This window comes from Ferrimonas aestuarii (genome assembly GCF_005116665.1).
GTDB lineage: Bacteria > Pseudomonadota > Gammaproteobacteria > Enterobacterales > Shewanellaceae > Ferrimonas > Ferrimonas aestuarii.
In genome coordinates this window covers 427480-441445 of sequence record NZ_SWCJ01000003.1, presented here as the reverse complement: position 1 = coordinate 441445, position 13966 = coordinate 427480, and the positions used below count along the sequence as shown (strand labels likewise).

Annotated in this window: 12 protein-coding genes and 2 tRNA genes; 13 read left to right on the top strand and 1 reads right to left on the bottom strand. The window is 52.9% G+C overall.

Translation table 11 applies throughout. The features are described 5' to 3' along the window. Positions 1-29: 29 nt before the first annotated feature. Together FCL42_RS06930 and FCL42_RS06925 are read left to right on the top strand one after the other, a co-directional pair. Positions 30-105: transfer RNA gene (locus FCL42_RS06930), tRNA-Gly, on the top strand. A gap of 123 nt (positions 106-228) precedes the next feature. After that, positions 229-304, top strand: a tRNA-Gly gene (locus FCL42_RS06925). Positions 305-370: 66 nt separating this feature from the next. On the opposite strand, the gene FCL42_RS06920 is transcribed toward FCL42_RS06925, so the two are convergent. Then, entirely contained in the window at positions 371-2929 is a 2559-nt protein-coding gene (locus tag FCL42_RS06920) for a TonB-dependent receptor (RefSeq protein WP_136862661.1), read from the bottom strand. A 274-nt stretch (positions 2930-3203) separates the two neighbouring features. Here FCL42_RS06920 and FCL42_RS06915 point away from each other — a divergent pair, with 274 nt between their 5' ends. The 11 genes from FCL42_RS06915 (at position 3204) to FCL42_RS06865 (ending at position 13903) form a co-directional block, all read left to right on the top strand. Next, positions 3204-3659 (top strand): hypothetical protein, encoded by a 456-nt coding sequence (locus tag FCL42_RS06915; protein WP_136862660.1) that lies wholly within the window; start codon positions 3204-3206, stop codon positions 3657-3659. Positions 3660-3787: 128 nt separating this feature from the next. Beyond that, positions 3788-5278, top strand: a complete 1491-nt coding sequence (locus FCL42_RS06910) for an NAD(P)H-hydrate dehydratase (protein ID WP_136862659.1) — start codon at positions 3788-3790, stop codon at positions 5276-5278. Positions 5279-5290: 12 nt separating this feature from the next. Then, the gene (gene tsaE, locus FCL42_RS06905) at positions 5291-5746 is read left to right on the top strand and encodes a tRNA (adenosine(37)-N6)-threonylcarbamoyltransferase complex ATPase subunit type 1 TsaE (RefSeq protein WP_136862658.1); all 456 of its coding nucleotides are present in this window, start codon (positions 5291-5293) and stop codon (positions 5744-5746) included. A gap of 4 nt (positions 5747-5750) precedes the next feature. Next, complete coding sequence (locus FCL42_RS06900; protein ID WP_136862657.1) at positions 5751-7082, top strand: N-acetylmuramoyl-L-alanine amidase; 1332 nt, start codon at positions 5751-5753, stop codon at positions 7080-7082. A gap of 9 nt (positions 7083-7091) precedes the next feature. Continuing rightward, positions 7092-8945 carry a DNA mismatch repair endonuclease MutL gene (gene mutL, locus FCL42_RS06895; protein ID WP_136862656.1) on the top strand — a complete coding sequence of 618 codons (1854 nt, stop codon included), beginning with the start codon at positions 7092-7094 and terminating at the stop codon, positions 8943-8945. Between the two features lies 1 nt (position 8946). Continuing rightward, on the top strand, positions 8947-9873 hold the full coding sequence (miaA, locus tag FCL42_RS06890) for a tRNA (adenosine(37)-N6)-dimethylallyltransferase MiaA (protein ID WP_136862655.1): 927 nt from the start codon (positions 8947-8949) through the stop codon (positions 9871-9873). A 95-nt stretch (positions 9874-9968) separates the two neighbouring features. Further along, entirely contained in the window at positions 9969-10247 is a 279-nt protein-coding gene (gene hfq, locus FCL42_RS06885) for an RNA chaperone Hfq (RefSeq protein WP_136862654.1), read from the top strand. Positions 10248-10264: 17 nt separating this feature from the next. Then, positions 10265-11551, top strand: coding sequence for a ribosome rescue GTPase HflX (hflX, locus tag FCL42_RS06880; RefSeq protein ID WP_136862653.1), 1287 nt, complete (start codon positions 10265-10267; stop codon positions 11549-11551). Between the two features lie 96 nt (positions 11552-11647). After that, entirely contained in the window at positions 11648-12769 is a 1122-nt protein-coding gene (gene hflK / locus FCL42_RS06875; RefSeq protein ID WP_136862652.1) for an FtsH protease activity modulator HflK, read from the top strand. A 3-nt stretch (positions 12770-12772) separates the two neighbouring features. After that, positions 12773-13657, top strand: coding sequence for a protease modulator HflC (gene hflC, locus FCL42_RS06870; protein WP_136862651.1), 885 nt, complete (start codon positions 12773-12775; stop codon positions 13655-13657). Positions 13658-13717: 60 nt separating this feature from the next. Beyond that, positions 13718-13903, top strand: a complete 186-nt coding sequence (locus tag FCL42_RS06865) for a DUF2065 domain-containing protein (protein WP_136862650.1) — start codon at positions 13718-13720, stop codon at positions 13901-13903. Positions 13904-13966: the final 63 nt, after the last annotated feature.

The following is a 13966-nucleotide window of genomic DNA, read 5'->3' as shown; positions in this document are numbered from 1 at the left end:
ACTGAACTGAAAAACGCATACAAAGTGAGGCGACACTAGCTCAGCTGGTAGAGCGCAACCTTGCCAAGGTTGAGGTCACGAGTTCGAACCTCGTGTGTCGCTCCAAATTTTCTGCGAAACAAGCAGGCTAAAAAGTTATTGTGAGGCGACACTAGCTCAGTGTCGGTGTAGAAAGTAGCGCAACCTTCTTTCAACACAAACTGAACTGAAAAACGCATATAAAGTGAGGCGACACTAGCTCAGCTGGTAGAGCGCAACCTTGCCAAGGTTGAGGTCACGAGTTCGAACCTCGTGTGTCGCTCCAAATTCAGAAAAGGCCACCCTACTGGGTGGCCTTTTTGCTTTCTGACTCTTGCTAAAAATAGCGGTACTAGAAGCGATAGCTCACTTTGCCGTAAAGGTAACGCCCCTGAGCTGAGTGAGTTTGTTGGTCATAGCCCATGAAGGTAGCAGCGGAGAATGGCGGCTCTTCATCCAATAAGTTATTGATACCTAGGGTAAATCGCCAGTCATCAACGATGTAGCTGCCATTGATGTCGACGGTGACCATGGAGTCTATGGTACCTTCTGCTCCGGCGTTGATGTCATCTTCGGTTTCGCCGATGTAGTTGACTCTCATGGCTGCCTGCCAGCTTTCCATGGCCCAATCCGCGGCCGCGGTCCAGCGATATTCTGGGTGTTGGTATTCACCACTGAGTTCGCGGGCACTGCCGTCAGAGCGGATCTCTTCAAAGCTATTTACCCAAGTGAGGGTGTAGCTGAATTTGAAATCACCCATGCCTGTGTCACCAAGTAGATATTGAGCGTCGAGATCGATGCCGTCGGTTTTTTGTCCACCTAGGTTCAGGAACTGGTCGTAGATTTCGATAATTTGACCGGGTACGCCATCGACGGTGGGCTCTCGTTTTACTACATCAGGGTTTGTGCCCTGAGTATCTAGCAGGTATTGGGTGTCTGAGGTGATTAGGTTGTCTTGATCGTAGCTCCAGTAATCGACAGAGACGCTGAGGCTATCCATTGCTTCCCAGATCACACCAATGTTGTAAGAGGTCGACTCTTCCGGTTTTAGGTCTGGGTTCCCAGAGAAGATAACGGTGCGTTCTTGAGCGGTACAGTCAAACTCCTCGCCGGTTAGCGGACAGCGGGTGTTGTCGACCAGCCCTGGTGATTCCTGAGTTGAGCCTAAACCCAGTTGAACCAGAGATGGCGCTCGGAAGGCTTCGCCCCAGCTGGCGCGAAATGCCAAAGTGTCCAGTGGAGCCCAGCGCAGAGCCACTTTCGGGCTGGTGTTGGTACCAAAGTCAGAGTAATCCTCGTAGCGCAGAGCAAATTGGGCTTCAAAGGTATCGCCAACGGGGATCGCCAACTCTGCAAACAGTGACGTTTGGTCACGATCGCCGGAGGCTTGAGTGGCTTCGGTACCAAAGATCTCTCCACGCAGGAACAGCTCATCTGGGTTATCCGCTAAGCTCTCTTCGCGGTATTCAAATCCCACAGCCAGTGCCGCGGTGCCACCACTGTAATCAAAGAGATCGCCACTGATGATGCCATCAAATGATTTGGTGGTGGATTTGCCATTTCGCGTGGTGTTGACGGTGATGCGCTCCATCACCTCTGGGCTTTGTGTGGTGGAAAATGGGTTGAAGGCACCTTCATTGATGGCATCCTGCAGCTCTGGTGTCCAAACAAAACCTTGCAGGCCATATTCGTTCGAGCGGTTACGGCTGTAGGTGTAGGCCAATTCCCACTCCCAGTTAGCGAGCATGCCGTTGATGCCGATGACGGCGCGACTGTTGTCGGTTTCGACTTTTTTCTTACGACCACCGGTTTCGGTCAGGCGTCGGCGCATGGTGATGTCTTGCCCCGGGAAGGGGTTTTCCGCTTGGCCGCTGGTGAACAATGGGTTGTCAGCCAGCATGTAGAACTCGCTAAATGAAGGGCTGGCGGCGCCTTTTACCACGGTCGCATTGTGCTGGTAGCTTAGCTCGGCGAAGAATTTCATGTCGTCAGAGAGTTGGTAATCTTGCAGTACCAACAGACCTGCCCGCTCGGTTTCCGGAATGGAGGTCATGAATGGGGCATAGTCGTAACGACAGTAACTGCCGTTAATGAGAGCCTCGGGGCAGTTGGCATCCGGTTGCCAGTCGCCATTGGAAAGGATGCTGCCGTCCTCGCCGATAGTTGCAGAACTGTAGCTTCCTGGGTTGCCGGCGGAGGAGCGGAAGTCACTGCCGCCATTGGGGCGCTGATCGGCAGATTTAGAGTAATCACGATCGGCGAATAGGGTCTCTTCTCGTTTGAAGTAATCGACAATGACCGTGGTGTGGCTGCGCTCGCCGTGGGTACCCCACATGGCCGACAGCGTTTGCTCTGCACCGCCGGATTCTGATGTGTCGCCATAACCTGCGCTTACTTCAAAGCCTTCAAAGTCTTGCTTTAAGATGATGTTGACTACGCCAGCAATGGCGTCGGAGCCATAGGTTGCCGAGGCGCCATCCTTGAGAATCTCAACCCGTTCAATGGCCGCCAGAGGAATGGTGTTGATGTCCACAAATGCGGTATCGATCTCTTTGGCAAAGGCGGACACTGAGATGCGGCGACCATTCAATAGCACCAGCGTTGAGTCGGCGCCCAATCCGCGAAGTGAGATGGCGGAACCGCCATTGCCCGTGTCATCGGAGTCGTTACCTTGAGTCGAAAACGTGCCGTTGCCAGCGACAGGAAGTTTCTTTAGTAGTTCAGAGACATCTTGTGCACCGGCGCTGCGAATGTCCTCTTCGGAGATGCTCAGTACCGGTGATGGGCCCTCAATATCGGTCCGTTTAATGTGAGAGCCGGTGACTTCAATGCGTTCGATGTCGTCGGCAGCGTGCGCCCCGGTGGCTATGGCTGCAATGGCCATAGTCAGTAAGCTAGGTGTAAATTTCATTTTTGGAGTTATCCTTAATCATTATCAGTAGTCTGTGCTATCCATCGCAGACTTTTATCGTTAACTGACTGTTAACCTTGCTCAAGTTACGGGGTGATAACGGGGCTGACTACGGAGAATGACCGGAATTCGCGTGAGAGATTAGTCATTGGGTGGGTGTGAACAATTTGGAATAAATCACTATGGGGTTTGTGAACTGCCTCACCTTTTCCTTTACTGTGAATTATCATAATGATGTCAGGCTTGTTACTCCGATCTTCGAGGAGAAAAGGATATGCGATTTAAACAGCTCGTTGAGCTTCTGGATTATGTGATTGATTGCCGTGTCGCGATGGCGAAGCTTTATGAACGTTTAGGTCATGAGGCGGATTCATCTCGAGTGAAGCTGCTGCTGGATTACCTTAAGCAGCATCAAAACGAGGTGGCAGAGCACACCAAAGAGTATCGAGATTCCGCGTCTACGGGCGTGCTGGAAACTTGGTTTAAACGCCTGGACTACGATGACATTAACGCTGAACTGCAGATGGTAACCATCAGCTCCTCGATGGATGAATATCAGGTGATGGATCTGGCTCTGGAGTTGGATAATAAGGTGCTTGATCTGCTGCAGTTGGCGTTGGAGCAATCTGAGCATCAAGATACCAAATCGGCACTAGAAGCCATTTTGCGTGCCGAGCGCGTTCGACAGCAGCGTTTTGTTCACAACACATTGCGTATGGACGACATTTGATGCCGATCAAGCTAAGGTGATTTTGTACTGGCATCACCCCCTAGGCCTAAGGTAACAATGAGGGCCGATCTGTTAAATGACCGAGAGCGAGCAGGGAGACCTGGTCGCTCTTTTTAGAGGTAAAGTGAATGCGCAGTGCCATAGCCAAGCTACCCAGAAATCTATATTCCAGTGCTAGAGTCAGAGAGTTAGAGCCGGTTCTGGCAAAGCGCCAAGGGGTGTTGATGTGGTCGCTAATGGAGCAAGCCGGTGAAGCGGCATGGCAACGGCTGCGTCAACGCTGGCCAAACATCAACACCATGACGGTCATCTGTGGCCGTGGCAATAATGCCGGTGATGGCTATGTGGTGGCCCGTCAGGCGATGGAAGCTGGCCTTGAGGTTCGGTTGCTGCAACTGCAAACCAATCGTCAGTTGAGTGGCGATGCACGACTGGCGCAAAAACAGTTTTTAAGTTCTGGTGGCCACATCCAAGAAGCCACTTGTGAGGCGATCGGCACCCCAGATCTGATAGTCGATGCCCTCCTCGGCACTGGGTTCCAAGGTCAGCTTCGCCTTGAAGTTGGCCAGCTGGTGTCTGCCATCAACGACAACGGAGCGCCAGTGATGAGCTTAGATCTGCCCTCTGGCCTAGAGGCAGATACCGGCCATGTGGAGACCGTGGCAGTGGCGGCGGATCTGACCGTGACGTTCGTGGCAGTAAAGCAAGGGTTGCTGACCGGGCAAGCGGCCAGTTACTGCGGCGACATCCTATTGGAGCCACTGTGCATCGGCCAAGAGCTGGCGCAGGAAGAGGTGCCGCAATCATACAAAATCAATTATCAAGATTTTCTGGAGCACCTTCAGCCCCGAGTTGCCGATTCCCACAAAGGCCATCATGGCCGCATTGCGGTGATTGGCGGCAACCACGGTATGCCGGGAGCGGTGCGCCTCGCTTCAGAAGCGGCGCTGCGCAGTGGCGCGGGATTGGTGAGCATCATCAGCCGCTATGAAAACCTTCCTCTGATTCAGGCTGGCCGCCCGGAGTTGATGCTGTGGGGCAGCGACATTGCCGACATCGAAGTGTACCAGCGAGTGAGCTGGGGGCAGGTGGTGCTTTGTGGCCCAGGCCTTGGCAGTGGTGATTGGGCTTATCACATGTGGCGGGTGGCGCTGAATGCAGAGCGGCCGCTGGTGATGGATGCCGACGCCCTGAACATTCTGGCTAAACATCCGCAAAAGCGGCAAGACTGGGTATTGACGCCTCACCCGGGAGAGGCAGCGCGTTTGCTGGGGGTTGAAACCATTGAGGTGCAGCGCGATCGCTTCTGGGCAGCCCAAGAGCTGTATCGACGCTATGGTGGCGTGATTGTGTTAAAGGGCGCGGGAACCTTAATCTACGACGGTGCTCGAATGTTGGTAGCACCGGTGGGCAACCCAGGTTTGGCAACGGGAGGCAGCGGAGACGTTTTGTCTGGTATAATCGCGTCTCTTTTGGCTCAAGGGCTTCCACCGTGCGAAGCGGCTGCCTGCGGAGTGTGCCTCCATGGTGAGGCTGCTGATTACGCGGCAGAGGCTGGCCAGAGAGGCATGTTAGCATCAGATTTGATGCCTTATATCAGACAATTAGTGAATCCTTAAGACCGGTAATTGATGACTGAAAAGCGTTTAGAACTGCAAGATGAAACCCAAACTCTCGCCCTAGGACAACGACTGGCTGATGCGCTCAGCCTGCCGTTGGTTATTCATTTAGAGGGCGAGCTTGGGGCGGGTAAAACCACTTTGACTCGCGCAGTGGTTCAGGGACTGGGCCATCAAGGCCATGTTAAAAGCCCAACTTACACCTTGGTTGAACCCTATGAGCTGGAAAAGGCTCAGGTGTACCATTTTGATCTGTATCGGTTGGCTGATGCGGAAGAGTTGGAGTTCATGGGCATCCGTGATTATTTCACCGATCGCTCTTTGTGTTTGGTGGAGTGGCCGACTCGTGGCCAAGGTGTATTGCCGTCGCCGGATATAACCATTAACTTAAGTTACCAAAATCAAGGTCGTATGGCGGTGATAAGCAGCCACAGCGATAAGGGTCAACAGATCGTGGGTAAGCTGTAAGTTTATGGGGTCATGGGTTAAGCGCTGGCAGGTTGCAGTGCTGGCGGTATTGCTAAGTTGTGTGTCTCTGTGTGTTAACGCCACCGAGGTCAAGCGGGTGCGCGTGTGGCCCGACGCCGAGCGCACTCGAATTGTGTTGGATCTTTCCAGCCGTCCTAGCTATGACTCCTTTCGTTTAAGTGGGCCGGAGCGGTTGGTGGTGGACATTGCCAGCGGCAAACTCAAAACCGATCTGACTAAGGTAAAGAGTGGTGGCTCCAAACAGCTTCAGCGAATTCGGACCAGTAAGCCCCCAAAATCCGGCACTTTGCGGCTGGTTATGGATCTGAAACAAGCTTCCGCTTACAAGATTTTCAAATTAGGCCCCAAAGGGGAGTACGGCCACCGTTTGGTGATCGACCTATTGGCGGGTGCGTCTGCGGCCTCCAAAAGCAAACCCACAGTGAAAAAGCCGGCGGCCAAAGTAACTGGCCGTGACATCATCATCGCCATCGATGCGGGTCATGGTGGCAAAGACCCTGGTTCCATTGGCCCTTCAGGTACCTACGAGAAAAACGTGGTGCTGCCCATCGCCCGGAGGCTGCGGGACAAAATTAACGCCACTGCGGGCTTTAAAGCGGTGATGGTTCGTAATGGCGACTACTTTGTCACCCTGAATCGACGCTCCGAGGTGGCCCGTGAGAAGAAAGCCGATCTGTTGCTATCGATTCACGCGGATGCTTTCACCTCTCCTAAGCCTCAAGGGGGCTCGGTGTGGATCTTGTCGAAACGCCGCGCCAACTCTGAGATGGGGCAATGGCTCGAAAAAGACGACAAATTGTCGGAGCTTCGAGGCATTGGTGAGGTGATCTCAACCTCGGCCAATGACGACCCGCACCTGCAGCGCACCTTCCTCGACTTGGCTCGAGAAAATTCGATGGTGGAGAGCCAAGCCATCGCAGAGAAGCTGGTTAAGCGGATGTCTCGTATCACCAAAATGCACAAATCAACGCCGCAACACGCCAGCTTGGCTGTGCTTAAGTCACCGGACTTTCCAAGCCTGCTGATCGAAACTGGGTTTATCTCTAATCCCAATGAGGAGCGCAAACTGAAGAGCGCTCGCTATCAAAATCAGATGGCCGATGCCATCTATCAGTCGGTGAAAAGCCACTTTACCGAGAATCCGCCACGGGATGCGCTGTTGGCGCAAACTCGTGAGCATACGGTGAAGTCTGGTGAGTCGCTGTCACGGATTGCGAAGCGCTATCAAGTCAGCGTTAGCGCCATCAAGAAAACCAATAACCTTAAGACGGATACCTTGCAGATTGGTCAGAAGCTGATCATTCCAAGGCTCTAAGGACGTCCAATGCCTATTCAGATTTTGCCGCCTCAGCTGGCAAACCAGATCGCTGCTGGTGAAGTGGTGGAGCGCCCCGCCTCCGTCGTGAAGGAGTTGGTGGAGAACTGCTTGGACGCCGGCGCCTCAAAGGTTGAGATTGAGATAGACCGAGGTGGCAGCAAGCGTATCTTGATTCGAGATAACGGCATCGGCATCGGCAAATCGGAGCTGGCACTGGCGTTGTCTCGCCATGCCACCTCCAAAGTGGCGAGCCTAGATGATCTCGAGAGCATCTTAAGCTTTGGTTTTCGAGGCGAAGCTCTGGCTTCAATCTCCTCGGTTTCCCGGCTGACCCTGACTTCGAAAACCCAAGACCAATCTGAAGCTTGGCAGGCCTATGCCGAAGGCCAAGAGATGGCGGTTAAGGTACAGCCTGCCGCTCACCCTGTCGGCACATCGGTGCTGGTGGAAGACCTGTTCTTTAATACGCCAGCACGGCGGCGATTTCTACGAGCGGATAAAACCGAGTTTAATCATATCGATGAGGCACTGCGCCGCATCGCGTTGGCCAAACCCAGCATTCATTTTGTGCTGAGTCACAATGGTAAGTTGGTGCGTCAATACCGCAGTGCCCGCACAGAGCGTCAACATCAGCAGCGATTGGCTGCGATCTGTGGTGGTAAGTTTGCCGAGGCGGCATTCGCCATCAGTGCCGGTAACGAGCAGCTGCAGCTGCATGGTCATTTAGGTATCGCCCAAGGGGAGCAGAGCTTTTCCGAGGTGCAATACTTTTATGTTAATGGCCGCATCGTTCGTGACCGTTTGGTGAACCATGCTCTTCGGCAGGCGCTGGAGCTCCATGGTCAGCGTTTGGATGCAGGGTTTGTGTTGCATCTGGAGCTACCGCCTCAAGAAGTGGACGTCAACGTTCACCCCGCCAAGCATGAAGTGCGTTTTCATCAGGCGCGTTATGTGCACGACTTTATCCTTCAAGGATTAAGCGATGCCATCGCTCAACTGCAGTCGCCTCTGGCTGCCCCATCCGCGCCATCAGGTGAGGTAGAACAAGGCAAGCTGGTCCACGAGTCCCAAGGTATTGGCTATCAGCCAAGGCCGCTGCAACCGACGCCGGTGTCGGAACCTGTCGGTCAATCTCAGAGCCATTCGGCGTCGGGGCAGTTTGGTCATTCGGCGCCAGGTTACTCTCCCACGGGTCAAGGTAGTGGCGGCTCTGTAAGTGCAGGCCACAGTTACCGCCCGTCTCCGGCACCGCAACAGGATGCGGTTGCTAACTACGGAGAGTTGATGCAGCCAGCGGCTCAAGGGACGACCATTGAGCACAAACAAACGGGTTGGCGGTGGTTGACCCAGTTGGATGGGAACACCGCACTGATCGGTCAAGGGGAGCAGTTGCGGCTGTTGCCCTTGTTGGCATTATCAAGAGTGTTGGGACAGCAAGAGTTGCTGAGCCGATTGCCACAAGGTCTTGTGAGTCAACCTCTGCTGCTGCCGGTAAGCGTTGCCAAACTGGAAGGCTGGAGCGAGCTTGTTGAGTCCATGTCTCCGGTGCTGCGACGACTTGGTGTTGAGCTGGCAGAGCAAAAGCAGCGCCTGATCATTCGTAAAGTGCCGTCATTATTGCGACAGGCTAACTTGGCCCAAGTGGTTCCTGAACTGCTGCAGTGGCTACACTCATTTGAAGCGGGCCAATTGCCCGACAATGCCGCATTGGCCGCTTGGCTGTCTCAGCACGGCGAATTCCCTCTAGAGGAGGGGAAAGCGATGTGGCAACGGTTGCGGCAGTTGGATGCGGCTTCCCTAGAAACGATTATGTTGCGCCATGGTTTACCGCTGGACTGGCGGCTGGCGCTGGAGTCCTAATATGAGTCACCCTTTGCCCCCAGCGATTTTTTTGATGGGGCCTACGGCATCCGGGAAAACCGACCTTGCCATCGAACTGTGTCAACGTTTGCCTGTAGACATCATCAGTGTCGATTCCGCTATGATTTACAAAGAGATGGATATTGGCACCGCCAAGCCCACTGCCGAAGAGTTGGCGGCGGCGCCCCATCAATTGATCGATATCTTGGATCCGGCGCAGGCCTATTCGGCAGCGGACTTTCGTCGCGACGCCCTAAACGAGATGCAGGCCATTACTAGCAAGGGGCGAATCCCCTTGTTAGTGGGTGGAACCATGCTGTACTACAAGGCGTTGTTAGAGGGGTTATCACCGCTACCGTCGGCGGATCCTGAGGTTCGAAAACAGATTGAGCAGGAAGCACAGAGCATCGGATGGCACGAACTTCACCGACAATTGTCAGAGATTGACCCTGTTGCTGCTGAGAGAATCCATCCTAATGATCCTCAACGATTGTCGCGGGCTCTCGAAGTCTATAGAATTGCAGGGGAAACTCTAACAGAGCTAACAAAACGAAAGAGTGAGCCATTGCCATTTGCGGTAACGCAATTTGCAATTTCGCCCGACGATCGAAGCGTGTTACATCAGCGAATTGAGCGCAGATTCCATCTGATGTTACAAGCAGGCTTCGAGCAGGAGGTGCGAGCACTGTTCCAACGGGGCGATCTACACCCCGATCTTCCGTCTATCCGATGCGTCGGATATCGGCAAATGTGGTCTTTCATTGCCGGGGAAGATGAGTATCAAGGAATGGTGGATAAAGGTGTGGCGGCCACACGACAGTTGGCGAAGCGACAGATAACTTGGTTGCGAAGTTGGTCGGATTTAAACTGGCTAAATTCAGCTGAGCTTAATAATGTAGATAAAATGTTGCAAAGGCTCGCCATCTAACTTTACATAGGCTATAACTAGCTCAAGCTTAGATGACAATATGCTTGTAGGCTGGATTTTTAAAGCAATTAGAATATTTTAGTTAAGGAATTAATATGGCTAAGGGGCAATCCTTACAAGACCCGTTCCTGAATGCACTGCGTCGTGAGCGCGTGCCTGTGTCTATTTATCTAGTCAATGGCATTAAGTTGCAGGGACAGATTGAGAGCTTCGATCAGTTTGTGATCCTTTTGAAGAATACCGTTAGCCAGATGGTATACAAGCACGCTATCTCTACTGTTGTTCCTGGTCGTCCATTCAACATGAACAACAACCCGTCCCCACAAGGCGGTCAGGGCGGTTACAACCAACAGGACCATAACAACCAAGATTAATTGCTAGGAGAGTCTGCTTGTTTGAGCGGTATGAGGCAGGCGAAAGAGCAGTTTTAGTTCATCTGAACTTCTCTCGAGAGGGAGAACGTGAAGATCTCGAAGAGTTAGAGTTGTTGGTATCTTCCGCAGGCGTTAGCGCCTGCGGAATCATTACTGGTAGCCGCAACTCTCCCCACCCTAAATATTTCTGCGGTGCCGGTAAGGCGGAAGAGATAGCGGCTTTGGTCCAAGCGGAGCAAGCCCAGGTGGTGATCTTCAATCATGCTCTGTCCCCCGCCCAGGAAAGAAACCTGGAATCCATTCTTAAATGTCGAGTGTTGGACCGTACTGGTCTGATTCTGGATATCTTTGCCCAGCGGGCACGAACCCACGAAGGTAAGCTGCAGGTTGAACTGGCACAGTTACGGCATCTGTCCACTCGATTGATCCGCGGCTGGACTCACTTGGAGCGCCAAAAAGGCGGTATTGGCCTACGTGGTCCAGGTGAAACTCAGCTGGAAACCGATCGGCGATTGCTTCGTGAACGTATTAAGACCATCTTACGTCGATTAGAGAAGGTGGAAAAACAGCGCGAGCAGGGACGTCGTTCTCGACAGCGGCGGGAGATTCCCACCGTGTCTTTGGTGGGATACACCAATGCCGGTAAGTCTACGTTGTTCAACCTGATCACGGACGCAGAGGTGTACGCAGCGGATCAGTTGTTTGCGACCTTGGATCCGACGCTGCGGCGCATTGAACTAGACCAAGTTGGGCCCGCAATCCTTGCGGACACGGTTGGTTTCATTCGACATCTGCCCCATGACTTGGTGGCCGCCTTCAAGGCGACGCTGCAGGAGACTCGGCAGGCGGATCTGCTTATTCACGTGGTGGATGCGGCAGACGAGCGCTCTGGAGAGAACATTGAAGAAGTTCAAAAGGTGCTCGAAGAGATTGAGGCGGATGAAATTCCGCAATTGTTGGTCTACAACAAGCTTGATCTGTTAGAGGATGTTTCACCTCGCATTGATCGCGATGACAGCGGCCGCCCAATTCGGGTGTGGTTGTCGGCGCGGGAGAATCGAGGCCAAGAGCAACTTTTCCTAGCACTATCGGATCTTCTCGGACGGCAAATTGTTGAACTATCATTAAAACTACCGCCGAGTGACCAGCGTTGGGTTAACGCGTTCTTTGAGTTAAACGCAGTTCAGGATAAGTCCTACGACGACGAAGGTAACTGTTTGTTGTCCATTCAACTGCCGGAATCTGAGTGGCTTCGGCAATTGAAGGGGTCTGAGGGGAGATTAAGCGACTTTATCATCGAGTAATTGCCTGATAAATTAGCTTTAAATCTACTAAAGTTGGCGTTGGTGCGAGCCTCAAACTGATGCCCAACTGTCCGCTATATACATACGGAGTTTTGCATGGCCTGGAATGAGCCTGGAAATAAGGGTAACGACCCTTGGGGAAACCGAGGTGGTAACGATCAGGGGCCACCAGATCTGGATCAAGTGTTCCGCAAGCTAACCGGTCGCTTTGGCGGCGGCAATGGTGGCGGTATCAGCAGTGGCATCATCGTTGGTGTGCTGATGCTGGCGATCATCGCGTGGGCATTGTCGGGCATCTACAAGATTGAAGAAGCTGAGCGTGGTGTGGTGCTGCGTTTTGGCCAGTATCATGAGCAAGTGGGTGCCGGTCTGGGGTGGAAGATGACCTTTGTTGATCAGGTCTACCCAGTCAACGTAAATAACATCCGTGAACTGCCTGCCTCTGGCATGATGCTGACCATGGATGAGAACGTGGTCGCCGTGCAGATGAAGGTGCAGTATCGTATTGTTGAGCCCCGCGCCTACCTGTTTAACGTAACCAACCCTGATGAGTCGTTAAAAGAAGCGATGGACAGCGCGCTGCGTTACGTGATTGGCCATACCGTAATGGATGACATCCTGACCACGGGCCGTGAACAGGTTCGTCAAGATACTCGTACCGAGCTGGAAAACATCATTGCTCCGTACGGCCTGGGTATTCAGGTTGTCGACGTCAACTTACTGCCAGCTCGCCCGCCAGAAGAGGTGAAAGACGCCTTTGATGACGCCATCGCGGCACAGGAAGATGAAGAGCGTTTCGTTCGTGAAGCGGAAGCCTATGCAAAAGAGGTTGAGCCTCGCGCTCGTGGTCAGGTTCAGCGTATGACTCAAGAAGCCAACGCCTACCGTGACCGCGTAACTCTGGAAGCGGAAGGTGAAGTGGCTCGTTTCGTGCAGTTGCTGCCTGAATATCAGGCCGCGCCTACCGTAACCCGTGATCGTCTGTATCTGGAGACCATGGAGAAGGTATACAGCAGCACCTCTAAGGTGATGATCGATACCCAAGGTGATGGTTCAATGTTCTATCTGCCTCTGGATAAGATCGTAGGTCAAGGTGGTTCGGCTCCAGCACCGCGCGTGCAAGCGCCAGCGATGAACGACACCAGCAGCTTACCAAGCAGCAGTTTTAACAACCGTCGCACTGCTACTCGCAACGACAGCGTTCGTCAGGGGAGATAAGCCATGAGAACCGTAACTTTAGGCTCTATTGTTGTCATCTTGTTCCTGGCGTTGTCATCACTGTTTGTTGTCAGCGAAGGTGAGCGTGCCATCGTTAAGCGCTTCGGTAAAATTGCCAAAGACGCCAACGATGTAACCATGGTGTATGAACCTGGTCTGCACATGAAGGTTCCAATGATCGACACCGTGATTCGCCTGAATGCTCGTATCCTGACTTTGGATGCGCCAGCGGATCGCTTCGTAACCTCTGAGAAAAAAGACGTGATGGTCGACTCCTTCGTGAAGTGGCGCATTACCGATTTCGAACGTTACTACCTGTCGACCTCTGGCGGTAATCAGCTGCAAGCGGAAGCCCTGTTGCAGTCCAAGATCAACAACGGTCTGCGTACTGAGTTTGGTCGTCGTACCATCTCTGAGATTGTTTCTGGTAGCCGTGATGAGCTTCAGCAAGAAGCCCTGAAGGGCGCTGGTGAAAGCGCGTTGACTCTGGGTATTGAAGTGGTTGACGTACGAGTGAAGCAGATCAACCTGCCCCGTGAAGTGAGCTCCTCTATTTACGACCGTATGCGCGCCGAGCGTATTGCGGTGGCCAAAGAGCACCGCTCTGAGGGTAAAGAGAAAGCCGAAGTGCTGCGCGCTGAAATTGACGCCAAGGTCACCGTAATGGTGGCGGAAGCGGAGAAGCAGGCTCGTACCATTCGTGGTAAAGGTGATGCTCAAGCGGCTAAAATCTACGCTGATGCCTACAATCAGGATCCTGAATTCTTCAGCTTCCTGCGTAGCCTAGATGCTTACTCCACTTCGTTCAGCAGCAAGCAGGACGTGTTGGTGGTGTCTCCTGACTCGGAATACTTCCGTTATATGAAGAGCACCACTAAAGGTGAGTAACAGATAAGATATGATAAAGCCCGGTTTGATAACCGGGCTTTTTGCTTTTGGGAGAATGAGATGGATGGAATTAATTGGATTGCCGCCCTGGGTTTAGTGTTGGTGATTGAAGGCATCGGCCCGATGCTGATGCCCAAAGGCTGGCGAGAAGTGGTTACTCAGATGGCCAGCCAACCAGATAACCTTCTGCGTCGAGTCGGTGGTATTTTAGTCACCGTGGGTTTGGTGATTCTCTATATTTTTTAAAACAGCTTCTGTTTTGAGCAGTCATCTTTTGGTAGAATCCTGCTTTAATCACTACCTCTGTAA